The organism is Corynebacterium sp. CCUG 71335 (assembly GCF_024454075.1).
Classification (GTDB): Bacteria; Actinomycetota; Actinomycetes; order Mycobacteriales; family Mycobacteriaceae; genus Corynebacterium; species Corynebacterium genitalium.
The window spans coordinates 87904-111544 of the sequence record NZ_JAGPYY010000008.1 but is presented as its reverse complement, the minus strand read 5'-3'; the positions used below and the strand labels follow the sequence as shown (position 1 = coordinate 111544).

The following is a 23641-nucleotide window of genomic DNA, read 5'->3' as shown; positions in this document are numbered from 1 at the left end:
AGACGCCTACTATCAACAATCACACGCCCACCCGTTGGGCGTTCAATAAGCGGAACGAAAACCAGGACGCTTCATGTCGATAAGCTGGCGGCGCGCAAACCGGAATCCTCAATCTGCCCGTCCGATGTCGCACGCGACCACGGCGATGACTGGCGCGACCTGATGGACGACGTGCGCGCGGCTGCGGCTGAGCTCGCCGCTGCGGGCACGGTGATCATCACCCAGGGCGACCGCGAAGTCGACATGGCCGCGGCGAAAGGCCCGATCCGCATCCGCCGCGGCCCGAAGTGGCAGGATTGACCCCATGGAATTCAAGGACATGATGGCCCCGCCGCCCGTGCAGCTACCGGACGACCCCGCTGCAGGCAACGACTTGTTTAACGACGACACCGCGCTTACCCACCCCGACTCCCCCAGCGTCTGGGCCGCCCGCGCCCGCCGCGAACTCGATGGCGGTGACGTGCTCGTGGCGTATGCCTACGCGCGCACCGGCTACCACCGTTCGCTGGACCGTCTGCGCGCCAACGGGTGGAAGGGTTGGGGCCCGGTGCCCTACTCCCACGAACCCAACCGCGGCGTTCTCGAATCGATCGCAATGCTGGCCTTGACCTCTCAGGCCATCGGTGACAACGCGGAGTACGACCGGTGCCGCCAGATGCTGTCGGATGCGGATCCGGCGGCCGTCGAAAAGCTGCTGTAAGCCGCTTTTACTTGGTGGTGTCTTCAGCGCTGTCGACGCTCACAGCGTCCTCGGCGCCCTTTTCCTCATCCACCAGATCAGTCGTGTTCTGAGCGATGCGGACCACCGACACGAGAGCCTCCAGGCCGACGCGAATGAGGATGATCTGCAGCAGCGTCGCCAGCGTGCCGAAAATCAGCCAGCCGAACAGGAACATGATGCCGGTGCCTGCGCCCGCCTGGAAGCCCGAGAAGGACGCGATCAGGCCCACAACCCAGCCGACGACAGAGGCTGCCAACAGCACGATGTAGATGATCTTCACGAAGTCGATCGTGATGAACTCGCGGAAGCTGAAGTCGAACAACGAGCTGAAGAAGCCCTTGCCCTTCTCCTGCGGGACCTTGTCGAACTGCTGCATTTGGTCGAACTGCTGCTGTTCAAACTGCTGCTGCTGGCCGTACGGCTGGTTAGCACCGTACGGTTGGTCAGCGCCGTAGGCCTGGTTGGAGCTGCGGATCTCGTAGGCCTGCTCGGAGCTGAGGAACTGGCCACCGAACTGCGCCTGGGACTGTGCCTGCTGGCCCTGCTGGGGCTGGCCGAAGTTGCTCGGCTGCTGCCCGAACTGATTGCCCGGCTGGTTCGTCTGCGTCGACTGTGCCGGTTGACCCGGCTGCCCAGGCTGGCCTGCCGGCGTGCCGTACGACGACGGGTACTGGTTACCGTAGGACTGCGGAGCGCTGGAAGAAGCGCTCGTACCGGCCCAATTGCCTGCGGGCTCAGCAGACTGGCCGTACTGGTAGGTGCCGGCGTGCGTGCCAGAACCCATGGAGCCAGCCGAACCGGTGGCGCCTGCAGAACCTGCAGAGCCGGTGGTGCCAGCAGCACCCGCGGAACCAGTGGTGCCGCTGGTGTTTCCTGCACTTGCCGAACCAGCGCTGTAGGCCGTAGAGCCCTGGGACGACGAGTAACCCCCTGTCGAAGCAGAACCGGCGGCACCTTCGCGGTTCGTGGAGATCACCGTGGTGTCCGGGTGGGAACTATCGGACGTGCCGGCAGCGGCACCAGGCTTCCTGCGCGAAGACGGGACGGAGGATTCGACGTAGCCGGAGTACGGCGTAGAGCCGGGCGCCGAATCAGAGCCGGTGTTGTCAGAGCGGGAACCGGGTTTGGTGGTGTCGAAGCCGGATGATCCGTACTCGTTGGCGTTGGGGTTGATGGGCTCGTTTGAGTTCGGCTTATTCGGTGTAGACATTGCTAGGTCCTTCTCGGTTCGTGGCTACTTGAACGTCTGTAGTTTAACTATCTTCTGCAAAATTTCCACGGGTCGCTGCGGGGGTGACGGTGCCCGGAGTGGGGTGAGTGGAGTGCACCGCGCCACTGGAAAAGATGCAACACATGACCCTGTGTGGTGACTGTCACTACTGTGTAGTAAAGCTGGCCCCCGGTCACAGGGAGCTGGTTCTTGCAAATTTTGATCTACTTTCTTAAGGAGTCACGGTGACCACCACCGCTTCTCTCTCAGCTGGTGTCGGCGGTTCGCATCCCGGTCCTTCCGGTGAATCGCAAACCGACGATGCATTGAACGAAAAAGGTTTTGCCCGGGTGAACAAGCCCGTATTCATCACCTCGGGCGTGCTCATTGTCGGGTTTGTTCTCTGGTCGGCGTTCTTCCCGGGCCAGGCAGAAAAAGTGATCTTCGGGTCAATGGACTGGATCGGGGCGAACTTGGGGTGGTACTACGTGCTCACCGCCGGTCTCATCGTGCTGTTCGTGCTCGTTGTCGCACTGAGCAGATTCGGTGATATCCGCATGGGCCCGGACCATTCGCGGCCACAGTACAGCCTGTTTACATGGGCATCGATGCTGTTCGCAGCCGGGATTGGCGTGGACTTGATGTTCTTCGCCATCGCGGGCCCAGCGACGAACTTCGCCACTCCCCCAGATGTCGCCCCGATGTCGGACGAGGCCGCCCGCATGGCCCCGATCTGGACGATCTTCCACTACGGCGTGCCGGGGTGGTCCATGTATGCGCTCATGGGCGTGGCGTTGGGTTTGGCAGCCTACCGCTACCACCTGCCGTTGTCGCTGCGCTCGGCTATTGCGCCGCTGTTCGGCAAGCGCGTCAAGGGCGCTGCCGGTGACGCGGTGGATGTCACCGCCACGATCGGCACGATCTTCGGTATCGCGACTTCTCTCGGTATTGGTGTGGTCTTCCTCAACTACGGTTTGTCGTCGCTATTCGGCATTCCGAACAACATCACTGTGTGGACGGCACTGATTGTCGTCTCTGTGGCGATCTCCATCGTCTCCTCGGTGTCTGGCGTCGACAAAGGCATCCGGTTCCTCTCGGAACTCAACGTCTACTTAGCGCTGGGCATGCTGGCGTGGATCCTCATCACCGGGCAGACGGCGACATTGCTCACGCAGTTAGTGCAAAACGTCGGCGACTCGATCTCCCGTTTCCCCGGCATGCTGCTGGAAACCTTCGGTTACACCGCCGGCATGAGCGACTACCCGGCCGGGCAGTGGCTGCAGGACTGGACCCTGTTCTTCTGGGCCTGGTGGATCGCCTGGACTCCGTTTGTCGGGCTCTTCCTCACCCGCATCTCCCGCGGCCGCACGCTACGCGAGTTCATTCTCGGTGTGCTGCTTGTGCCGCCGGGGTTCATTGTGCTGGTCATTTCTATCTTCGGTAATTCCGCGCTGCGTTTCTTCCGTGACGGCGACAACGACTTCCTGAATGAGGCGCTGGAAGTGCCAGAATCCGGTTTCTACAACCTGCTGCAGCAATACCCGGGTGCCACGTTCCTCATCGGGCTCGCCGTTATCGTCGGGCTGCTGTTCTACATCACGTCGGCCGACTCCGGTTCGTTGGTGATGGCGAACATGACCTCGCACGCGACGAAAGGAGATTCTGACGGTGCTCCGTGGCTGCGCATTGTGTGGGCTGTCATCATCGGTGTGCTCACTCTCGCGATGCTGCTTATCGACGGTGTGTACACCCTCCAAGCAGCCACCGTCCTTATCGGACTGCCCTTTTCGGTCGTGATGTACCTACTCATGGCTTCCGTGATGAAGGTGCTGCGCGCGGAGAAGTGGGCGATGGAATCCCAGGAGCGTGCACTGGCATCGCGGGCCGCGGCACCTGCCGGCACCGGGGAAGACTCGAAATACTGGAAGAAGCGGCTCGCCCGCCACATATCGTGGCCAACAAGCGATCAAGCCAGGGACTTCATTGGCTCCACCGCCCAGCCCGCGCTGCGTGAGGTCTATCTGGAGATGCGCAACATGGGCCTGGATGCGACCTTCATTGAGGGGGTAGATGAGGAAAATCAGCTTCCGTTCATCGACTTGAACGTCAAATTCGATGAGCAGGACGATTTCAAATACCAGCTATGCCCCGTTGCCTACGAGATGCCGGGTTATGCCGTCGGCGCGGAAGACGACCAAGACTTCTTCTACCGCGTAGAGGTCTTCGACGCCCGCGGCACCCGCGGCCACAATGTCATGGGGTACACCTCAGACCAGCTGATTTCTGATGTCTTGAATTACTACGACCAACACCGTCTCTACATGGACATGGCCGGAGACGACTTCGGAACCGTCATCGCTGATACCACCGTCGCTGCACCGACCACGTGGGAGGATGCCGGAGCATCGGCCCCGGAGGCGGACACGCAAGGATCTGTACCCTCGGGAACGTATCCACAGTAGAGAGCGCAAGAGACAGCCCTCTAGAAATTAAGGATCGAAAGGACACGGCATATGCCGGAAACTGCAACTTTGTTCATTGACGGACAATGGGTGGCCGCTTCTAACGGGGCGACGCGCACAATCATCTGCCCCGCCGACGGTTCCGAGGTCGGTGTGGTGTCGGAAGGCACCTCGGACGACGCCAACCGTGCAGTTGAGGCTGCCCGCGCAGCCTTCGACAAGGGTGAATGGCGTAACACGCCCGCTTCGGAACGCGGTGATTTCCTGATTCGGGTGGCCGAGGAAATTGAACGACGCAAAGCGGACTTCGCCAAGGCGGAGGCTCTCGACACGGGCAAGCGCCTCGTGGAGGCCGAGGGCGACATGGACGACATTGCCGGCTGCTTCCGTTACTTCGGCAAGATCGCAGACTCCAACCCCGGCAGGCTGGTGGATGCCGGAGACGACTCCGTGATCGACCGCGTCGTGTACGAGCCCATCGGAGTGTGCGGCATGATCACCCCGTGGAACTTCCCGCTGTTGCAGGCTGCGTGGAAGATCGCTCCGGCCCTGGCAACCGGTAACTCCTTCGTGATCAAGCCGTCGGAGCTGACCCCGCACACGACGCTGCTCATCGCGGAGGTGCTCGATGACCTCGGCCTGCCGAAGGGTGTGGCCAATGTTGTCACCGGTGACGGTGCCAACGTTGGTTCCGTGCTCTCCTCCCACCCAGAGATCAACTTGGTGTCTTTCACGGGCGGGCTGGAGACGGGCCGGATCATCGCCAAGACAGCCGCGGAGGGCGTGAAGAAGGTCGCTCTTGAGCTCGGCGGGAAGAACCCCAACGTCATTTTCGCCGACGCCGACTACGACGCAGCGTTGGATAACGCGCTCAACGCCGGATTCATGGATTCCGGCCTGGTGTGCTCCGCGGGCACGCGCCTCGTGATCCACGAGTCGATCGCGGAAAAGTTCGTCGATGACCTCGTCGGGCGCGCGAAGGACATCGTCATGGGCGGCCCCTTCGACGAGCGTGCTGAAACCGGCCCGCTGCTTTCGAAGGAGCACCGCGACAAGGTCACCGACTATGTTCAGCGCGGCATCGATGCCGGTGCGCGGCTGCGCTGCGGCGGCGACTGGGGCGGCCCAGAACACGAAAACGGCTACTTCTACTCCCCCACCGTTCTGGACCAGTGCGCCAGCGACAACCCCGCCGTGCAGGAGGAAGGCTTCGGCCCGGTCATCACCGTGGAGACCTTCAGCACGGAAGAAGAGGCCGTCGCGATTGCCAACGACACCGACTATGGTCTTGCCGGCGCAGTCTGGACCTCTGACATGGGCATTGCCAACCGCGTTTCCCGTGCCCTGCAGCACGGCACCATCTGGATCAACGACTACCACCCCTACATCCCGCAGGCGGAGTGGGGCGGATTCAAAATGTCCGGCATCGGCCGCGAGCTCGGTGTCGCCGGCCTGGAGGAGTACACGCAGGCAAAGCACATCTATCACAACACTGAACCTGCTGTGACCGGCTGGTTCCCCAACAAGCAGAACTAGAAGGAGACCCCACCTATGAACCTGTCTGACGCACGCGAATCCTACGACTACATCGTCATCGGCGGCGGTTCCTCCGGAGCGGCTGTCGCCTCCCGTCTGTCGGAGAACCCGGATGTCACCGTCGCACTGCTCGAAGCCGGCCCCGACGACCGCGAGCACGACGAGGTGCTCAGCCTGAAGCGTTGGCCGGAGCTGCTCGAATCCGGCCTGGACTGGGACTACCCGATTGAGGAGCAGGAGAACGGCAATTCCTTTATGCGCCACGCCCGCGCGAAGGTGTTGGGCGGCTGCTCCTCCCACAACTCCTGCATCGCGTTCCACCCGCCGGCTGAAGACATGGAGATCTGGGAGAAGCTCGGCGCTAACGGCTGGACCCCGGAGAACATCACGCCGCTGATCAAGAAGATGGAGACTAATTCCCGCGACGGCGAGCAGTACGGCCACGATGGCCCCGTGCAGCTCATGGATGTTCCGCAGAATGACCCGGTGGGGGTTGCCGTACTCGATGCCTGCGAGGAGGCGGGGCTGCCGCGCAAGCCGTTCAACACCGGTGAGACGGTCACCCACGGCGCGAACTTCTTCCAGATCAACTCCCACGCCGACAACACCCGCGGCTCCTCTGCGGTCTCCTACCTGCACCCGAACGAGGACCGGGAGAACCTGGACATCATCACCCGCGCCTGGGTCACGCGCATCCTCTTCAGCGACGACAACACCGCCACCGGTGTCGAACTGCTTGCCGACGTGTTCAACCGCAAGACCACGATCACCGCGAACAAGGAGATCATCGTCAGCGCCGGCGCGATCAACACCCCGCAGTTGCTCATGCTCTCTGGCATCGGGCCGCGCGAGCACTTGGAAGAGTTCGGCATCGATGTGCTTGTCGACGCCCCTGGTGTCGGCGAGAACCTCCAGGACCACCCGGAAGCTGTCATCCAGTTCGAGTCCAACGTGCCGATGGTGCGCGACTCGACCCAGTGGTGGGAGATCGGCATCTTCACCCAGATCGAGGGCGACACCGACCTACCGGACCTGATGATGCACTACGGGTGCACCCCATTTGACATGCACACCGCACGCCAGGGTTACCCGCAGGCCGACGAAGCGTTCGCGCTGACACCGAACGTCTGCCACGCCCGCTCCCGCGGCACGGTAAAGCTGCGCTCCAACGACTACCGCGACAAGCCGAAGGTCGATCCGCGCTACTTCACGGATGAAGAGGGCTACGACATGCACATCGCCGTCGAGGGCATCAAGCTGGCCCGCAAGATCGCGGCGCAGCCGGCCCTGAAGGACGTTGTAAAGCGCGAGCTGTCCCCCGGCCCGGAGGCGCAGACGGACGAGGAGATCGCGGACTACATCCGCAAGACCCACAACACCGTCTACCACCCGGTGGGAACAGTACGTATGGGCTCTGCGGATGACCCGATGTCGCCGGTCGACCCAGAGCTGCGCGTCAAGGGCACAAAGAACTTGCGTGTCGCCGACGCATCCGTGATGCCGCAGATCGTGGCAGTCAACCCGAACATCACCTGCTACATCATCGGCGAGAGGGCCGCCCAGCTGATCGCCGGCGAGTAATCCTCCCGGCCGTCACACCGGCCCCAGCAACGAAAAGCTCCCCGCCTGGACCAGGCGGGGAGCTTTTACGTCGATAAGCGCGCGTTTAAGCGTTCTTCTCTTCGACGCGCTTGATGGCCTCGTCAGCGACCATCTCCTGGATGCCCATGTCCAGCTCAGAGGTGAAGCCGACGCAGGAGCAGTTGATCTCGCCGAGGACGTAGGTGTCCTCACCGGTCTCGTCATCGTCGGCGAGCATGAAGTCGGCGGTCCAGATCAGCGGGATGTTGTCGCCGCCGAGGTTCTCGGCGATGACCGGGCGGGCCTCGGCGAACATGTCGACGAGCTCCTGCCACTCCTCCGGCTTCTGGTAGGTGTACTTTGCGCCGGAGAACAGGGTCGCGGAGAAAGCGTCGCCGCCCTCAGCCGGCTTTTTGTGCACGACGAAGACCGGGTGCGGGCCGACGAGCAGGATGCGGATCTCGCCCTCGACGATGCGCGGCATGAAGCGCATGTCCACGAGCATGCCGTTGTCGCCGATGATGTACTGGTCGCAGAAGTCCATGAACTCGCCCAGCTCGCGCTCCTCGGTGTGGTTGTCCACAGCCTCGGTGCACTTGAGCTTGGTGTCTAGCGGCAGCGCGGTGCCCGGCTCGACAGACTCTGCCAGGGACTCGTCGGCGAGGCGGACGCGCCAGATGCCGGAGCCGGTGGAGCCGCGGTTCTGCTTCAGCACGCGCTCGCCGTAGGAAAGGGAAGTCGGGAAGGTCTCGTGGAAGGACTCGACGTCGTAGTAAGCCGCGGTGTCCTCCGGGACGAGGTCGGTCTTGTTCAGCTTGACCAGGGCGTCCTTCGCGCCGTAGGAGATCATCTCTGCCGGGGTGGACATGCCCACCAGGCCAGCCTCGGACAGGCGGGTCAGCAGGTCGAAGTAACCCTTCTCACCGCCGGGGATGTTGCCCGGGTTGACGCGGGAGATGTAGCCGTCGAAGTTCTCGGAAACGTAGTTGAAGATGTCGTCGGACCACTCGGGGCGGAAGAAGACGACCTCGGAGTGCCAGCCCTTGTCCTTGATGGAGTTGACAATCGGCATGGTGTCGCGACGGTGACCGTCGAAGTACTTGTCAGAACCGCCCTCAACCTCGAAGACGACGATAGCCTTGTGCACGTGAGTTCCCTTTCGATCAGTGCTTGTACTCTGCGGACCTCCACCAGGTAAAGGGTGATCCGCACCTGAGATTAAGCCCTTTTTCAGGTCGTCGCTCGGCGAGTGACGGAGATAGTAATTAACTTCACACCGGGTGTGCATCACACTAAATGCGCTCGGCAGGAATGGTTGACGGGTAAGGTTAGGCAGTGACCGTTTCCACGCCGTAGAGGAATCTCGCATGGCCATAGAATTTGACCCGTTTCCGCAGTTCCAGGACTTTGCCCACCCGGAGAAGTTCGTCTCCGCGTCGTGGCTGTCGGCCCGCCTGGGGGTCGACGGTTTGCGGGTGGTGGAGTCGGACGAGGACGCGTTCCTCTACGACATCGGGCACATCCCCGGGGCGGTGCGCATTGACTGGCACCGCGACTTGAACGATCCGGTGCAGCGCGACTTCATCGACGGGGAAGCCTTTGCCGCGCTGATGGATGCCCGCGGCATCAGCCGCGATGACACGGTGGTGGTCTACGGCGACCGCAACAACTGGTGGGCCGCCTACACCACGTGGGTGTTTGAGCTGTTCGGCCACCCCGACGTGCGCCTACTCGATGGCGGGCGCGACGCGTGGATGGGCGAAGAACGCGACACCTCCTTCGCTGTGCCCGAGTACCCGGCGCAGGGCTACCCCGTGGTCGAGCGCGACGACAGCACGTGGCGCAGCTTCGTGGAGCACGTCCGCTCGCGGCCCGAGGACACATTGCTTATCGACGTCCGCGGCCCCGAATACTTCGCCGGCGCCGAGGTTGAAGTAGCCCCGGACTCCAACTGCGCCTCCCCTGTGTTGCGCCACGGCCACATTCCGGGTGCAGTGAACCACCCGTGGGGTGACTCCGTCCACCCCAACGGGCGCGTGAAAGACCGCGAGTCCATCGCCGCCGCCTACACCGATGTGCCCGCCGGCGCTCCGGTGATCACCTACTGCAGTGCCGGCCAGTCCGCCGCCCACACCTGGTACATCCTCCGCCACGTGCTGGGCGTGGAGAACGTCTCGCTTTACGACGGATCCTGGTACGAATGGGGCAACATGGTCCGCATGCCGATTGAGCGGGACACAGAGTAAGCGGCTGCTTGGGGTGCGGGGGAAACGTCGATAAGCGTTTTTGCGATTAGTCATCCGTAACTGCCCGGTTGAAGTTCAGCTGTGCTTGCGCTGTGCTTTACCCTTGGCGATAACTGTCTGTACACCCGGCTAGAAGGAAGATCCCCGTGACAATCTCGAAGGTTCTCATTGCCAACCGTGGCGAAATCGCCGTGCGCGTGATCCGCGCCGCGAAAGACGCCGGCATCGCATCCGTCGCTGTCTACGCGGAGCCGGACGCGGATGCCCCGTTCGTGGGCCTGGCTGATGAGGCGTTCGCGCTCGGCGGGGCCACCGCCGCCGATTCCTACCTGAGCTTCGACCGGATCATTGGCGCCGCCCAGGCCTCCGGTGCGGACGCGATCCACCCCGGGTACGGTTTCCTGTCCGAAAACGCCGATTTCGCCCGCCGCGTTATCGACGAAGGCTTCACCTGGATCGGCCCCTCGCCCGAGGCCATCGCGCTGCTGGGCGACAAGGTCGAGGCCCGCCGGATCGCCGAGAAGGTCGGCGCGCCGATGGCACCGGGCACTAAAGAGCCGGTCAGCTCGGTCGACGAGGTTCTCGCGTTTGCCGACGAACACGGCCTGCCCATCGCCATCAAGGCCGCATTCGGTGGCGGCGGCCGCGGCATGAAGGTCGCCCACACCCGAGAAGAGATCCCCGAGCTGTTCGAGTCCGCCACGCGCGAGGCCGTCGCAGCGTTCGGCCGCGGCGAGTGCTTCGTCGAGCGCTACCTCGACCGCGCCCGCCACGTCGAAGCCCAGGTGCTTGCCGACGTTCACGGCAACGTCATCGTCGCCGGCACCCGCGACTGCACCCTGCAGCGCCGCTTCCAGAAGCTCGTCGAGGAGGCCCCTGCGCCGTTCCTCACCGACGAGCAGCGCGCGTCCATTCACGACTCGGCGAAGGCGATTGTCAAGGAGGCCGGCTATTACGGTGCCGGCACCGTCGAATACCTGGTCAGCCCTGCCGACGAGCAGAACCCGGAGGGCATCATCTCCTTCCTGGAGGTCAACACCCGCCTGCAGGTCGAGCACCCCGTCACCGAGGAGACCGCAGGCATCGACCTCGTGCGCGAGCAGTTCCGCATTGCTGACGGCGAAACCCTGCGCCTGACTGAAGATCCGGAGCCACGCGGCCACGCCATCGAGTTCCGCATCAACGGCGAAGACCCCGGCATGAACTTCATGCCCGCGCCGGGCACCATCACCCGCTACAGCGAGCCGACCGGCACCGGTGTCCGCGTCGATTCCGGTGTGCGCCAAGGCAACATCGTCGGCGGCCAGTTCGACTCCATGCTGGCCAAGCTCATCGTCACCGGCGAGACCCGCACCGAAGCCATCGAACGCGCCCGCCGCGCCCTGGACGAGTACGTCGTCGACGGCCTGCCCACCGTCATCCCCTTCCACCAGGCCGTGCTGAACGACCCCGCGTTTGCCGGTGACGAGAACGGCTTCTCCGTGTACACCCGCTGGATCGAAGAGGAATTCACCAACACCATCCCCGCGTACCAGGACGCCGACGACGATGTGGACGTTGCCGATTCTGAATCGGCAACCCGCACGTACGCCGTCGAGATCGACGGCCGGCGCATCGAAGTCGCCCTGCCCGCCTCCCTAGTCATCGGCAACGGGTCGAAGCGCAAGGCGAAGAAACGCCGCTCATCCGGCGCGGCTGTGTCCGGGGATGCGGTTCCGGCGCCGATGCAAGGGACCGTCGTCAAGGTGAACGTCGCAGACGGCGACACGGTCGCAGAAGGCGACATCCTGCTCGTGCTCGAAGCCATGAAGATGGAAAACCCCGTCAAGGCCCACAAGGCCGGCACCGTCAAGGGCCTCGCCGTGGAGCAAGGCGAACAGGTGAACAAGACCGCCGTGCTCATGGAGATCCGCTAACCGATCACCTACCCCCGGGCGTATCCGGATCATTCAAACCGCCCAGTTCGAGCTGCCTTGTGGGCTATCTTGAATGGACACTAGTTTCCTGTTTGAAAGGCCTGAGAATGAAGCTCTCCATTTCTCTTAAGTCCGGGGCAGCACTGTGCGCCATCGCGTTGACCTCCGTCAGCCTTGTCGCTTGCTCGGACGACTCGAACTCCGGGCAGAACGCTGGTGCCACCAAGTCCGACGAGGACCGCGGCCCCATCACCTTCGCCATGGGCCGCAACGACACCGACAAGCTCACTCCCATCATCGAGAAGTGGAACGAGGAGCACCCTGACGAGGAAGTCACCCTCAAGGAACTCGCCGGTGAAGCCGATGACCAGCGCGACACCCTGGTCCAGTCACTCCAAGCCGGCAACTCCGACTACGACGTCATGGCCCTCGACGTTGTGTGGACCGCAGACTTCGCAGCGAACCAATGGCTCGTGCCTTTGGAAGGCGACTTCGCAGTGGACACCTCCAAGCTGCTGCAGCCCACGGTGGAGTCCGCCACCTACAACGGCACCCTCTACGCACTGCCGCAGAACACTAATGGCCAGCTGCTGTTCCGCAACGTGGACAAAATCGACTCGAAGCCGGACACATTCGCCGACATCACCTCCGCCTGCGAGGCAGTTGAAGGTGACTGCCTGACCACCCAGCTCAAGCAATACGAAGGCCTCACCGTGAACACGGTCGGCTTCATGAACGGCTGGGGCGGCGAGGTGCTCGACAGCAACGGCGAACCCACAGTTGAATCGGACGAAGCAAAGGCAGGCTTGGAAGCGCTGGTGAATGCCTACAAGGACGGCACAATCTCCAAGAACTCCACCTCCGCCACGGAAGAAGAGACCAACATCGCCTTCACCGAAGGCACGACTGCTCTGGCCATCAACTGGCCGTACATGTACGCCAACGCCAAAGAAAACGGCATCAACTTCGAGGTCCAGCCGCTCGTCGGCGCAGACGGAGTGGGCACGTCCACCCTGGGCGGCTACAACAACGGAATCAACGTCAACTCGCAGCACAAGGCCACCGCGCACGACTTCATCCAGTTCATCATCAACGAGGAAAACCAGCGCTCCTTCGCAGAAGCATCCTTCCCGCCGGTGCTGGCATCCGTCTACGACGACCCAGACCTTATTGAGCAGCAACCCTACCTGCCTGCCCTGAAAGAATCCCTGGAGAACGCCAAGCCGCGACCGGTGTCCCCGTTCTACCCAGCCATCTCGAAGGCAATCCAGGACAACGCCTACGCCGCCCTGAACGGCAACAAGAACGTAGACGAAGCCACCAAGGACATGGCCGCAGCTATCAAGCAAGCACAGTAGGAGTCTCCATGGGGCGTGCGACTGTTCGCAGCGCGCACTGTCAACGTGACAGACAGCGCGGGCGTGGGCTGAGCCACGTTGACTTCGAATCAGCTCCCTAGACTAACGCCTGCAACGGATTGCCCCCGTTGCGGGCGTTCGCCCGTTCTTCTTTCTCACCAGCCAACGCATGAAGGGTCAATCCCCGATGAGCACCCCGATCAACGCTAGCGCCGCGTCGTCGACGACTACGCGGACGCCCGACCGAACCAGTTCCACCGCCGCGCCTGATCCGCGTCAACGCCGTGGCCGCAGCACCTCCCCCGACGCGCAGCGAGCATACCTGCTCATTGCGCCAGCAATGCTGTTTCTCGCCGTCGTCATCGGCTATCCGATTGTGCGGGCGATCTGGTTGTCCTTCCAATCCAACCGGCACCTCGATCCAGCAACAGGAGTCTTCGTCGAAGGCGGATTCGCCGGGTTAGACAACTACCTCTACTGGATCAACAACCAATGCATGACTCCCTCCGGCACCGTCGGTGACTGCCCGCCGGGCGTGCTGTCCACCGACTTTTGGCCTGCCGTGGGTGTCACGTTGTTCTTCACCGTGGTCACCGTTTCGCTCGAAGTCGTGTTGGGCATGATCATGGCGCTGATCATGAACCACCCCTCCCGGATCCGCTCCCTGATTCGCGCGGCAGTGCTCATTCCGTGGGCCATTCCTACCGCAGTGACCGCACAGCTATGGAAATTCATGTTCGCTCCCAACGGTCTGGTGAACTCGCTGCTTGGACAATCCATTGCGTGGACAACGGACCCGTGGGCGGCACGTGTTGCTGTGATCATCGCGGACGTGTGGAAAACAACCCCCTTCGTCGCCCTGTTGATCCTGGCGGGGCTGCAAATGGTGCCCAAGGATGTTTACGAAGCAGCACACGTAGACGGAGCCTCTGCGTGGCAAACCTTCACCCGCATCACTCTTCCCTTAGTGCGCCCGACACTCATGGTGGCGGTGCTCTTCCGCACACTCGATGCCCTGCGCATGTACGACCTGCCAGTGATCATGATCTCTGACTCGTCCAACTCCCCCACTGCCACGATCTCCCAGCTCGTCGTCGAAGACATGCGCCAGGGCAACTTCAATTCAGCCGCCGCACTGTCTACGTTGATCTTCCTGCTCATCTTCACGGTGGCGTTCATCATGATCCGCTTCCTCGGTGCAGATGTGGGTGGGGACGCTGAGGGTGGCAGCAAGACCGACAAGCAACGCGCCCGCCGTCAGCGCCGGGCACGCGGAGGCAGCAAGAAAGACTCGACCGGAGCAACCGCCGACGCACACAACGCAGTGGAACAGGAGCCAGCACGATGAAGAAAATCGGACACTACATTGGCGTGGCCTTCATTCTGCTGTGGGGGTTAGCACCGTTCTACTGGATGCTGGTCACCGCGCTACGAGACAAGAATTTCACCTTCGACACCACTCCGTGGCCCACGCACGTCACGTTGGACAACTTCCGGGATGCGCTGGTCACGGACAAAGGCAACGATTTCCTTGGCGCAATCGGCAACTCGCTGATCATTTCGCTCACGACGACAGCACTTGCTGTCGCTGTGGGTGTTTTCACCGGCTACGCCCTAGCTCGGCTGAACTTTCCCGGCAAAGGCATTGTCACCGGTATCATTCTGGCCGCGTCGATGTTCCCTGGAATCGCGCTTGTCACCCCGCTTTTCCAGCTTTTCAGTGACATCGGTTGGATTGGCACCTACCGGGCAATGATCATTCCGAATATTTCCTTCGCGTTGCCGTTGACGGTGTACACGCTCATCGCGTTCTTCCGGCAGTTGCCGTGGGAGCTGGAAGAAGCCGCCCGCGTCGATGGGGCAACGCGCGCCCAGGCGTTCCGCCTCGTGCTCTTGCCCTTGGCGGCGCCCGGGATTTTCACCACCGCGATCATCGCGTTCATTGCGACGTGGAACGAGTTCATGCTGTCACGCCAGCTGTCCACCGAGGCCACCGAACCGGTGACTGTGGCCATCGCCCGTTTCGCTGGCCCGAGCGCATTCGAGTACCCGTATGCCTCGATCATGGCGGCGGGTTCGCTAGTCACCGTGCCACTGATCGTCATGGTGCTCATTTTCCAGCGGCGCATTATCTCCGGGCTGACCGCCGGCGGTGTCAAGGGGTAGACAGGAGAGAAGAAATCCACGGCCAACAACGTCAACGGAGGTAACCATGAAATTCACGCTTGTTCCCGCCACCGAGTCCGACCGCACGTACTTGCGCCGGCTCGACTACCTTGCCGACGTCTTCGGCGACGAGTCGCGCCGCCGCCACGGAAGCGTCCAAAGCGCCGAAGAGTACGTGGGCAAGTGGTCCCCCGAGCACGACGGCGGCTTCATCGCCTACGACGACGAACTCGTCCCCGCCGGCGGCGTGTGGCTGCGCTACTGGAAACCCGGCGAGAACTACTCCACAGCCAACCTGGGCCCCGACATTCCTGAGCTAGCCATCGCCGTGGAGAACCGCTCCCACGGCCACCGGCTGGGCCGCATCTTGCTGCAGGCCGCGTGCGACCTCGCCACCGAGCACCGCGCCCGCACCATTGCGCTGCACGTCGAGCCCGGCAACGACCGCGCCCGCCACGTCTACGAAGATTTTGGTTTCGTGCAGTCCGACCACCACCCGGAAGTGATGGTCAAGCAGCTCTAGATGCGCTGTAAACCCCCAAACCCTTATTAGACTTCCGCGGGGCGGTTTCGGTTCCCTGCGGGCGAAAAAAGTTCGCCGGATGTGGATAACTTTGCGCTGGTCCTGGCACTTTTATTTGCCGCGTTGCGCGCTTTCCGCAGCTTGGCGCTAGGCCTTTCCTTCCCGGTGGAGCTGGGTTAGCGTCCGAGGCATGAGCCAATCCAGCCCGCTTCTTGAGCTCCTCACCGGCATCGGCCTCGAGGACCTCTCCAGCTTCAACCGCGCTCCGGGGCTGGGGTGCCTGCCGCTGCTCCCCGGCCGCTCGTCCTCGTCCCGGCGCCGGAGCTCGCGCGCGTTATCGCCGGCGACGGTGATGATGTTGTCCTGGGCTTGAGCGACGGCACCACGATGAGGGGCGCGGACTTTGTGAACCGGTTCCTCGCGGGCCCTGCCTACGGTATCGAGGCCGCACTGTTCCACCCCACCGAGGGGCCGCTGAACCACTACCGGGACAAACGCTTCGCCAGCGAAAAGCAGCGCACCCTGGCCAAGGCCACCCAACCGATCTGCGCGAGCCCCGATTGCCGCCGGCCCGCCGACCACTGCGAAATCCACCACGCGCAAGCCTGGAAGAACGGCGGCCTGACCAATATGGACAACCTGACGGTCCTGTGCGAGTACCACAACCGCGTTAACGACGACGATGACCACATCCGCAAACGCGGCCGCATCGAAATTCGAGGCGGCCGCCACGTCTGGGTCTCCCCCACCGGTTACCCGCGGACCAACACTCGCCACCCGTTCGGTGCGATGCACACGCTCTTCGGGCACTGGAGGAAGCGGCCCGCGACCGCTACACGTTAACCCAGCAAAGAAACGCGGCCGCCGCCCGCGACAGTTGACGCTTGCCGTAGCACGCGAACGCTCTGCTGCCGAAAGCACCGAAACCCGTCCCGCGCATGCGGCGGACGGGCTAGATGGCGTGCCTGACAGCAGAGTTAAGCGAAGTTAGGCGAAGGCTGGGGTGTGCTCGTCCATCTCGAAGACCTCATCGGTGGTGGAGATGAGCGAGCGGTCATGGGTGACAAACCCGCAGGCGACGCCATGCTCGTCGACAAGCCGGCGCAGCAGGGCGACGATCTCATGGGAGCGGTCGGAATCGAGGGCGGCAGTCGGCTCGTCGGCCAGGATGAGCTCCGGGGAGCCCATCAAGGCCCGCGCGATGCCGACGCGCTGACGCTGGCCGCCGGAAAGGGACTGCATGTCGCGGTCGCCGAGGCCGTCGAGACCGACGGTGGCCAGCAGCTCATCCGCGCGGTCCTTACGGGGTTTGATGCCGCGGATGTGATCGGTGACCAGCAGCTGGTCGCGGACGTTGAGGGCGCTAATCAGGTTGGCCTGCTGGAAGATCATGCCCATGCGGTCGCGTCGCACAGCGTCGTTGACCTCACGGCCGTTCAAGGTGGCGGTGCCGGAGTCCGGGGTGATCAACCCGGCTGCGACGGACAGCAGCGTGGACTTGCCGGAGCCGGATTCGCCGACGATGAAGGTGAGCTGGCCCGGTTGCGCGGTGAAGTTGATGTTGTCCAGGACGGTGCGGCGCTCTTCGCCGTCCTGGAAGGACACGGTGACGTTGGTGAGTTCGAGCATTATGCGACACCTCCGAGTGCGCTTTGGGGGTTGACTTTGGTAATCGAGCGGGTGGCCAGCAGGGCGCCGGCCATGCCTAGGAGCCACACGGCGACCGGGGGCACACCGATCACGGACGCCGACAGGGTGAACGGCGCGGTGCCGGCCATGGCCAGGCCGATGCTGAAAGCCGCCAGCCCGCCGATGAGCACGCCGACGAGCAGCAGCACAGCCGACTGCCCGAGTGCATCCTTGAGCAAGTACGTGTTGGACGCGCCGATGGCCTTCAAAATGGCCAGGTCGCGGGTGCGCTGCATCGTCCACACGGTGAGGAAGGCGATGATGACCAGCGCGGCGATGGCGTAGAGGAAGCCCTGGATCATCTTCAGCGAGCCCTGCTCGGAGGAGTACGCCGCCAAGCCTTGGAAGGATTCTTTGAGGGACACGCCGTCGGCGCGGTCGGGGTCGTTGGACAGCAGCACGGTGCCGTCGGCGTCGGTATGGAAGGCCTCCTGCCAGGTCTCGGTGGGCACCCACAGCACCGGGGTGTGGGAGAAGTGGAGGTCCTCAGTCACGGCGTCGACGGTGGTGGTGGCGGACCCGAGGCGCAGGGCGTCGTCACGCGAAATGCCCAGCGACTCGGACGCAACCACTCCGTCGCCCAAGACCTCTCCCCCGGGCAACGTGGTGCCGCGCGGCAGGGAGAGCACGGCGACGGATTCTTCGTCGCCGCCGTCGACCTGCATAAGGGTCTGACCCGTGCCGAGCGGTTCCGTGCCCGCCTCCGCCTCAACGCGCGAGGTGGTGAACGACGGCTCGGACGGATCCTCGAAAACGACGGACTGCGGTGCAAGCGCCTCGAGCGCGGACGTGTTCTGCTTGCCCAGGCCCGACGTCAGCCCGGTGAGCACAGCGACGAGCAGGGTGATCAACGCGACGGCGCCCACGATGAGCCCGAAGCGCCCCTTTGCTTTCCTGATTTCTCTGATTCCCACGAACATGCCTCAATTGTGGCGCTGACCTGCACGACTAGACATCGGGCGGGTGGTTGAAAACGCGGTCAACCGATCGGTTGATCAAGCATGCACCAGCAAGCGGATAGGGTGGCGCGCATGACGTCGCACCGGATTCTGGCCACCTTGCGCGTGAGCTTGCACGTGTTGGTGGCTGTGCTGTTGGTTGTCGGTCTCGCAGGTACGCGGGACTGGCTCACTGTCGCTGCCGCGGGCACATTCGCGGCTGTGTATTTGTTCGGCACGGTGCACCAGAACCGCGGTGGCGCGTACACGCAGGCGCAGGCGGCGGTGTGGCTGGCGGTGGTCATTGCGGTGTGGGTGGCGCTGGCGTTGCTGTCGCCGTCGTTCGTGTGGCTGGAGTTCCCACTGGTGATGGTGGCGTGCTTTGTGCTGCCGACGTGGTGGGGCATCGCCGTGACGGCGGGGTTGTTGGCGTTCACGCTGTCGGTGACGGTCCCGGCGAACGGGGTGGGCGGGTTGATCGGCCCGACGATCGGCACGGTGTTGGCGGTCGTCATCGTGCACGCGTACCGCGCGCTGCGTGCGGAGGCGGAGCATTACCGCCAGGTCGCCGCGGATCTTCGCGCCGCGCAGTTGGAGCTCGCCGCCGCCGAGCACGAGGCAGGACGTGCGGAGGAGCGCGCGCGCCTGGCGCGCGAGGTCCACGACACCATGGCGCAGGGGTTGAGTTCGATCGTGCTGCTCGCCCGCTCGCTGGACAAGCAGCTTAGCGACGCCCCCTCCCGCGACACCCTCGCCATCATCCACGACACAGCTGCCGACAATTTGGCGGAGGCCCGCCGTTTCGTCACCGGCAACTCGGCAGGCGGCACTGGGGCTGGCGTGGGGGCGGTAAGTGGCCTTGGCGCCGGGGAGGCACTGACCGCGCGCATCGAGCGTCTCGCCCGCTCCGCTGAAGCCCGCCAGAAGGCTCTCGGCACTCCCCTGGAGGTCCGCGTGGACGCGGTCGACCTGCCGGAGCCGGTTGCGTCGGTGGTGGAGCGGGTTGTGAGGGAGGGGCTGAGTAACGTCGTCAAGCATGCGGGGGCGACGCTGGCGGTGGTGACGGTGGATAAGCTGGGGGCGCACGCGACCGTCGACATCTACGACAATGGCCGCGGCATCACCGGGCCGGAAGGCTACGGGCTGAAAGGGCTGCGGGCGCGTGTGGAAGAAGCCGGCGGCGACCTCACCGTCGAAGGCAACGTGCTCGCAGCATCGCTGCCGCTGGAAGGAGCCTAATGCGCGTCATGCTTATCGACGACCACCCCGTCGTCCGCGCCGGCCTGCGCGCCGTACTGAACTCATTCGGCGACATTGACGTCGTCGCCGAGGCTTCCGACGGCACGGCCGAGGTCCCGGCGGACGTCGATGTGGTGGTCAGCGACATCCAGATGCCCGGCGTCGACGGGATCGAACTGACCCGCCGGCTCGTGGCTGAGGGCGGGCCGCCGGTGCTCATCTTGACCACGTATGACACCCAGGCGGACGTCGTTGCGGCCATGGAAGCCGGCGCGATGGGTTACCTGCTCAAAGACGCGCCGGAGGACGAGCTGCACGACGCCGTCGTCGCCGCCGCCCAGCGCGAGCGCACCCTGTCCCCGCAGGTCGCCAACACGCTCGCCGAGCGGGTGCTCAAGCCGGACGAGGCGCTATCCGGCCGTGAGATCGAACTACTCAAAGCCCTGCAGACCGGCATGTCCAACCGAGAAATCGCCGAGGCCTTGTTCATCTCCCAGGCGACGGTGAAGACTCACCTGATCCACATCTATGCGAAGTTGGGCGTGGATAACCGCACGGCGGCCGTCGATAAGGCGCGGGAGCGCAGAATCATCTAGCTGCCCGCGGTGACCACAGCCACGAGGTCGCCGCCTTCCACCTTCGTCGATTGGGTGAACGCGAGGCGCTCCACGGTGCCGTCGTGCGGCGCGGAGATCGCCGCCTCCATCTTCATCGCCTCGATCGTGGCGATCGGGTCGCCCGCCTTGACCGTGTCGCCCACCTTCGCGGTGATGGTGACCACCCCGGCGAACGGGACAGCGACGTGGTTCGGGTTGCCCGGATCGGCCTTCTCGGCGTCGGCGACGGTGGACTCTGCGTTCTCGTCACGGATCGTCATCGGGCGGACCTGGCCGTTGACGGTGAGGATGACCTGGCGCATACCCTTCTCGTCCGGCTCACTCATCGCGTCCAGGCGCACGACCAGCGGCGTCTGCTTCGAGTCGATCTCGCCGTAGTAGATCATCACTTCCTTGCCCTCTTCCAGGCCGTAGAAGAAGGACTTGTCGCCGAGCTGGTCGGTGATGCCGTAAAGGCGGCGGTGCTCCAGGTAGGACTCGTGCTCCTTCGGGAAGAGCAGCTTGTCCAGGGCGACGCGGCGGCGCTTCTGCGCCTCGCCGTCCGTTGCAGCGAGTTCGGCTACGAGGTCGTCGGGCACCTGCACCGTGCGGTCCACCGGCGCGCGGTCGGCCAGCGCCTTCTCGCGCAGCAGCGGCCAGCCGCCGGGCGGGGTACCCAGCTCGCCCTGCAGGAAGCCGATGACGGACTCGGGAATGTCGTACTTGCGCGGGTTCTCCGCGAACTCTTCCGGGGTGGCACCGGCGCCGACGAGGTAGAGGGCCAAGTCGCCGACGACCTTCGACGACGGCGTCACCTTCGTGGGGCGGCCGAGGATCTCGTTGACGCCGGCGTAGTAGTCCTCGACGAGCTCGAAGCGGTCGGCCAGGCCCAGGGCCCTGGCTTGAGTGCGCAGGTTGGACAGCTGGCCGCCGGGGATTTCGTGCTTGTACACCCGACCGGTCGGGCCGGGAATGCCGGATTCGAACGGCGCGTAGACGGCGCGCACTGCCTCCCAGTACGGCTCCATGTCGGAGACAGCTTGCAGCGGGATGCCGGTGTCGCGCTCAGTGTTGGCAAAGGCTGCGACGAGCGCCGACATGGACGGCTGCGAGGTCGTGCCCGCCAGCGGCGCGGAGGCGACGTCCACAGCGTCGGCACCAGCGTTCGCCGCCGCCAGGTAGGTGGCCAGTTGGCCGCCTGCGGTGTCGTGGGTGTGCACGTGAACGGGCAGGTCGAAACGCTCCCGCAGCGCAGTGACCAGCTTGGCGGCAGCCGCCGGGCGCAACAGGCCAGCCATGTCCTTGATCGCCAGGACGTGGGCGCCAGTCTCGACGATTTCCTCGGCCAAACGCAGGTAGTAGTCGAGGGTGTAGATGTCCTCCGCAGGGTCGAGCAGGTTACCGGAGTAAGCCATGGCGACCTCAGCAACCGTGGTGTTCGTTTCCAGGACGGCGTCGATGGCCGGGCGCATCTGGGAAACGTCGTTAAGCGCGTCGAAGATGCGGAAGATGTCGATGCCGCTGGAGGCGGCCTCGCTCACGAACGCGCGCGTGACGGACTCCGGGTACGGGATGTAACCGACGGTGTTGCGCCCGCGCAGCAGCATCTGGATGTTCACGTTGGGCATCGCCTCGCGCAGCTCGTCGAGACGCATCCACGGCGACTCGTGCAAGAAGCGCATGGCGACGTCGAAGGTCGCCCCGCCCCACGCCTCCACCGACACCAGATCCGGGGTGAGGTGGCCGACGTGCTTCGCCGCGGCGACGAGCGTGTTCGTGCGCACGCGCGTGGCCAGCAGCGACTGGTGCGCATCGCGAAACGTCGTCTCGGTCACGCCCAGCGCGGTCTGGTTACGCAGCTTCTCCGCCCACTTCGCGGGGCCGAGCTCGAGCAGGTCGTCGCGGGAACCGCGCGGCAGCTCACCATAGTCCAGCGGCGGCAACTTCTTCGACGGCTGCAGCGTCGACGGGCACGGCCCGTTCGGCTGGTTCACCGTGACGGTGGCCAGGTAGTTGAGGATCTTCTCGGCATCGTCGTCGGCGGATGGGGCATCGAGAAGCAGCGGGTGGTCGGCGATGAAGCCGGTGTTGATGCGCTGGTAACGGAAGTCCGGCTCGCTCAGCAGCGCGCGCAGGAAGCCGATGTTGGTGGACACACCGTCCACGGCGAACTCTTTGAGCGCCCGCAACGCGCGGTCGACAGCGACCTGGAAGGTGCGGCCGCGGCAGGTCATCTTCACTAGCAACGAGTCGAAGTTGGGGGTGATTTCGGTGCCGACGGCGACGGAGCCGTCGAGACGCACGCCCGCACCGCCCGGCGAACGGTAGCCAGTGATGGTGCCTGCGTCGGGGCGGAAGCCGTTCTTCGGGTCTTCGGTGGTGATGCGGCACTGCAGCGCAGCACCATGGACGGAGATCTCTTCCTGGCGCAGGTGCAGTGCGTTCAAGGTGGCGCCGGCGGCAATGTACATCTGGTTTTTCACAATGTCGATGCCGGTGACTTCCTCCGTCACCGTGTGCTCCACCTGCACGCGCGGGTTCATCTCGATGAAGACGTGGTTGCCGGCTTCGTCAACAAGGAACTCGACGGTGCCGGCACCTTCGTAGTTGATCTCCTTGCTGAAGTTCACCGCGTCCTGGCAGATGCGCTGGCGCTGCTCCTCGGTGATGTGCTGCGCGGGCGCGATCTCGACGACCTTCTGGTGGCGGCGCTGCACAGAGCAGTCGCGCTCGAAGAGGTGCACCACGTTGCCGTGCGCGTCAGCCATGATCTGCACCTCGATGTGCTGCGGGTTGATCACGGCGCGCTCGATGTAGACATCCGGGTCGCCGAATGCGGCTTCAGCTTCGCGGCTGGCTTCTGCTGCCAGTGCAGCCAGGTCCTCGCGCTTTTCGACGAAACGCATCCCGCGTCCCCCGCCACCCGCAACCGCTTTGACGAACACGGGGAACTCGAAGTCCCCAGCGAACTTTTCCAGCTCAGCAGGGTCAGAGGATGGCTCGGAGTCCTTCAGCGTGGGCAGGCCGGCACGCTCGGCGGCCTGGACTGCAGCGGCCTTGTCGCCGGTCAGGTCGAGCGTTTCCGCGGACGGGCCAATGAACTTGATGCCCTCTTCGCGGCAGCGGCGCGCCAGCTCTGCGCGCTCCGACAGGAAGCCGTAGCCGGGGTAGATCGCGTCGGCGCCGGTCTGCTTCGCGGCGTCGATAATGCTCTCGATGTCGAGGTACGCCTTGACCGGCTGGCCTTCCGTGCCGATCAGCACTGCCTCGTCCGCAAACGGGCGGTGGAAGGAGTGGCGGTCTTCGCGCGGGTACACGGCGACAGTTTTCGCGCCGGTCTCCACGGCGGCACGGAAGGCGCGCACGGCGATCTCACCGCGGTTAGCCACGAGCACCTTGGAGAAGGTGGGAAGATCTGTCGGATCGGGGAGGCTCGTCGTCTGCGGGGTGGTCATGGTGG

At 64.1% G+C, this 23641-nt stretch carries 19 protein-coding genes; 14 read left to right on the top strand and 5 right to left on the bottom strand.

The window, feature by feature from the left end; all coding sequences use genetic code 11:
* Positions 1 to 45 precede the first annotated feature (45 nt).
* Both KBX19_RS07490 and KBX19_RS07485 read left to right on the top strand, forming a co-directional pair.
* On the top strand, positions 46 to 300 hold the full coding sequence (locus tag KBX19_RS07490) for a DUF3253 domain-containing protein (RefSeq protein ID WP_255998165.1): 255 nt from the start codon (positions 46 to 48) through the stop codon (positions 298 to 300).
* Between the two features lie 4 nt (positions 301 to 304).
* Positions 305 to 700 (top strand): DUF3151 domain-containing protein, encoded by a 396-nt coding sequence (locus KBX19_RS07485; protein WP_255998153.1) that lies wholly within the window; start codon positions 305 to 307, stop codon positions 698 to 700.
* A 7-nt stretch (positions 701 to 707) separates the two neighbouring features.
* Here the strand turns inward: KBX19_RS07485 and KBX19_RS07480 are convergent, their stop codons facing one another.
* Positions 708 to 1931: a DUF4282 domain-containing protein gene (locus KBX19_RS07480; protein WP_255998152.1), complete on the bottom strand. Its 1224-nt coding sequence runs from the start codon at positions 1929 to 1931 to the stop codon at positions 708 to 710.
* A gap of 245 nt (positions 1932 to 2176) precedes the next feature.
* Here KBX19_RS07480 and betT point away from each other — a divergent pair, with 245 nt between their 5' ends.
* Genes betT through KBX19_RS07465 form a run of 3 tightly spaced genes read left to right on the top strand, consistent with a single transcriptional unit; the run spans position 2177 to position 7510 of the window.
* Positions 2177 to 4393 carry a choline BCCT transporter BetT gene (betT, locus tag KBX19_RS07475; protein WP_255998151.1) on the top strand — a complete coding sequence of 739 codons (2217 nt, stop codon included), beginning with the start codon at positions 2177 to 2179 and terminating at the stop codon, positions 4391 to 4393.
* Positions 4394 to 4444: 51 nt separating this feature from the next.
* Positions 4445 to 5929, top strand: coding sequence for an aldehyde dehydrogenase family protein (locus tag KBX19_RS07470; RefSeq protein ID WP_255998150.1), 1485 nt, complete (start codon positions 4445 to 4447; stop codon positions 5927 to 5929).
* Between the two features lie 15 nt (positions 5930 to 5944).
* Positions 5945 to 7510 (top strand): GMC family oxidoreductase, encoded by a 1566-nt coding sequence (locus KBX19_RS07465; RefSeq protein WP_255998149.1) that lies wholly within the window; start codon positions 5945 to 5947, stop codon positions 7508 to 7510.
* An 85-nt stretch (positions 7511 to 7595) separates the two neighbouring features.
* Here KBX19_RS07465 and KBX19_RS07460 read toward each other — a convergent pair whose 3' ends face one another.
* Complete coding sequence (locus KBX19_RS07460; protein WP_255994508.1) at positions 7596 to 8657, bottom strand: Cj0069 family protein; 1062 nt, start codon at positions 8655 to 8657, stop codon at positions 7596 to 7598.
* A 220-nt stretch (positions 8658 to 8877) separates the two neighbouring features.
* Between KBX19_RS07460 and KBX19_RS07455 the strand changes: the two genes are divergently transcribed.
* The 7 genes from KBX19_RS07455 to KBX19_RS07425 all read left to right on the top strand — a co-directional run bounded on the left by KBX19_RS07455 (position 8878) and on the right by KBX19_RS07425 (position 16562).
* The gene (locus KBX19_RS07455; RefSeq protein WP_255998148.1) at positions 8878 to 9756 is read left to right on the top strand and encodes a sulfurtransferase; all 879 of its coding nucleotides are present in this window, start codon (positions 8878 to 8880) and stop codon (positions 9754 to 9756) included.
* Positions 9757 to 9902: 146 nt separating this feature from the next.
* Entirely contained in the window at positions 9903 to 11672 is a 1770-nt protein-coding gene (locus KBX19_RS07450) for an acetyl/propionyl/methylcrotonyl-CoA carboxylase subunit alpha (RefSeq protein ID WP_255998147.1), read from the top strand.
* 107 nt (positions 11673 to 11779) lie between these two features.
* Positions 11780 to 13030, top strand: coding sequence for an ABC transporter substrate-binding protein (locus KBX19_RS07445; RefSeq protein WP_255998146.1), 1251 nt, complete (start codon positions 11780 to 11782; stop codon positions 13028 to 13030).
* Between the two features lie 340 nt (positions 13031 to 13370).
* A complete protein-coding gene (locus KBX19_RS07440; RefSeq protein WP_255998163.1) occupies positions 13371 to 14378 on the top strand; it encodes a carbohydrate ABC transporter permease in 1008 nt (335 codons plus the stop codon).
* Positions 14375 to 15196, top strand: a complete 822-nt coding sequence (locus KBX19_RS07435; RefSeq protein ID WP_255998144.1) for a carbohydrate ABC transporter permease — start codon at positions 14375 to 14377, stop codon at positions 15194 to 15196. Before KBX19_RS07440 ends, KBX19_RS07435 begins: the two co-directional genes overlap by 4 nt.
* A 46-nt stretch (positions 15197 to 15242) precedes the next feature.
* Positions 15243 to 15719 (top strand): GNAT family N-acetyltransferase, encoded by a 477-nt coding sequence (locus KBX19_RS07430; RefSeq protein ID WP_255998143.1) that lies wholly within the window; start codon positions 15243 to 15245, stop codon positions 15717 to 15719.
* Positions 15720 to 15995: 276 nt separating this feature from the next.
* Positions 15996 to 16562, top strand: a complete 567-nt coding sequence (locus KBX19_RS07425) for an HNH endonuclease signature motif containing protein (RefSeq protein WP_255998140.1) — start codon at positions 15996 to 15998, stop codon at positions 16560 to 16562.
* A 144-nt stretch (positions 16563 to 16706) separates the two neighbouring features.
* Here the strand turns inward: KBX19_RS07425 and KBX19_RS07420 are convergent, their stop codons facing one another.
* Both KBX19_RS07420 and KBX19_RS07415 read right to left on the bottom strand, forming a co-directional pair.
* Entirely contained in the window at positions 16707 to 17348 is a 642-nt protein-coding gene (locus KBX19_RS07420; RefSeq protein WP_255998138.1) for an ABC transporter ATP-binding protein, read from the bottom strand.
* Complete coding sequence (locus tag KBX19_RS07415; protein WP_255998132.1) at positions 17348 to 18328, bottom strand: ABC transporter permease; 981 nt, start codon at positions 18326 to 18328, stop codon at positions 17348 to 17350. The genes KBX19_RS07420 and KBX19_RS07415 overlap by 1 nt, the downstream gene beginning before the upstream one ends.
* Positions 18329 to 18439: 111 nt before the next feature.
* Here KBX19_RS07415 and KBX19_RS07410 point away from each other — a divergent pair, with 111 nt between their 5' ends.
* Together KBX19_RS07410 and KBX19_RS07405 are read left to right on the top strand one after the other, a co-directional pair.
* Positions 18440 to 19585 carry a sensor histidine kinase gene (locus KBX19_RS07410; RefSeq protein WP_255998130.1) on the top strand — a complete coding sequence of 382 codons (1146 nt, stop codon included), beginning with the start codon at positions 18440 to 18442 and terminating at the stop codon, positions 19583 to 19585.
* Complete coding sequence (locus KBX19_RS07405) at positions 19585 to 20181, top strand: response regulator transcription factor (protein WP_005286346.1); 597 nt, start codon at positions 19585 to 19587, stop codon at positions 20179 to 20181. The genes KBX19_RS07410 and KBX19_RS07405 overlap by 1 nt, the downstream gene beginning before the upstream one ends.
* Here the strand turns inward: KBX19_RS07405 and KBX19_RS07400 are convergent.
* The gene (locus KBX19_RS07400; RefSeq protein ID WP_255998127.1) at positions 20178 to 23636 is read right to left on the bottom strand and encodes a pyruvate carboxylase; all 3459 of its coding nucleotides are present in this window, start codon (positions 23634 to 23636) and stop codon (positions 20178 to 20180) included. The two genes, KBX19_RS07405 and KBX19_RS07400, sit on opposite strands and share 4 nt — an antisense overlap.
* Positions 23637 to 23641: the final 5 nt, after the last annotated feature.

Coding starts and splice junctions, on each gene's coding strand:
- KBX19_RS07485 (WP_255998153.1), top strand. CDS start 305: ATGGAATTCAAGGACATGATGGCCCCGCCGCCCGTGCAGCTACCGGAC.
- KBX19_RS07480 (WP_255998152.1), bottom strand. CDS start 1,931: ATGTCTACACCGAATAAGCCGAACTCAAACGAGCCCATCAACCCCAAC.
- KBX19_RS07470 (WP_255998150.1), top strand. CDS start 4,445: ATGCCGGAAACTGCAACTTTGTTCATTGACGGACAATGGGTGGCCGCT.
- KBX19_RS07465 (WP_255998149.1), top strand. CDS start 5,945: ATGAACCTGTCTGACGCACGCGAATCCTACGACTACATCGTCATCGGC.
- KBX19_RS07455 (WP_255998148.1), top strand. CDS start 8,878: ATGGCCATAGAATTTGACCCGTTTCCGCAGTTCCAGGACTTTGCCCAC.
- KBX19_RS07445 (WP_255998146.1), top strand. CDS start 11,780: ATGAAGCTCTCCATTTCTCTTAAGTCCGGGGCAGCACTGTGCGCCATC.
- KBX19_RS07440 (WP_255998163.1), top strand. CDS start 13,371: ATGCTGTTTCTCGCCGTCGTCATCGGCTATCCGATTGTGCGGGCGATC.
- KBX19_RS07435 (WP_255998144.1), top strand. CDS start 14,375: ATGAAGAAAATCGGACACTACATTGGCGTGGCCTTCATTCTGCTGTGG.
- KBX19_RS07430 (WP_255998143.1), top strand. CDS start 15,243: ATGAAATTCACGCTTGTTCCCGCCACCGAGTCCGACCGCACGTACTTG.
- KBX19_RS07420 (WP_255998138.1), bottom strand. CDS start 17,348: ATGCTCGAACTCACCAACGTCACCGTGTCCTTCCAGGACGGCGAAGAG.
- KBX19_RS07415 (WP_255998132.1), bottom strand. CDS start 18,328: ATGTTCGTGGGAATCAGAGAAATCAGGAAAGCAAAGGGGCGCTTCGGG.
- KBX19_RS07410 (WP_255998130.1), top strand. CDS start 18,440: ATGACGTCGCACCGGATTCTGGCCACCTTGCGCGTGAGCTTGCACGTG.
- KBX19_RS07405 (WP_005286346.1), top strand. CDS start 19,585: ATGCGCGTCATGCTTATCGACGACCACCCCGTCGTCCGCGCCGGCCTG.
- KBX19_RS07400 (WP_255998127.1), bottom strand. CDS start 23,636: ATGACCACCCCGCAGACGACGAGCCTCCCCGATCCGACAGATCTTCCC.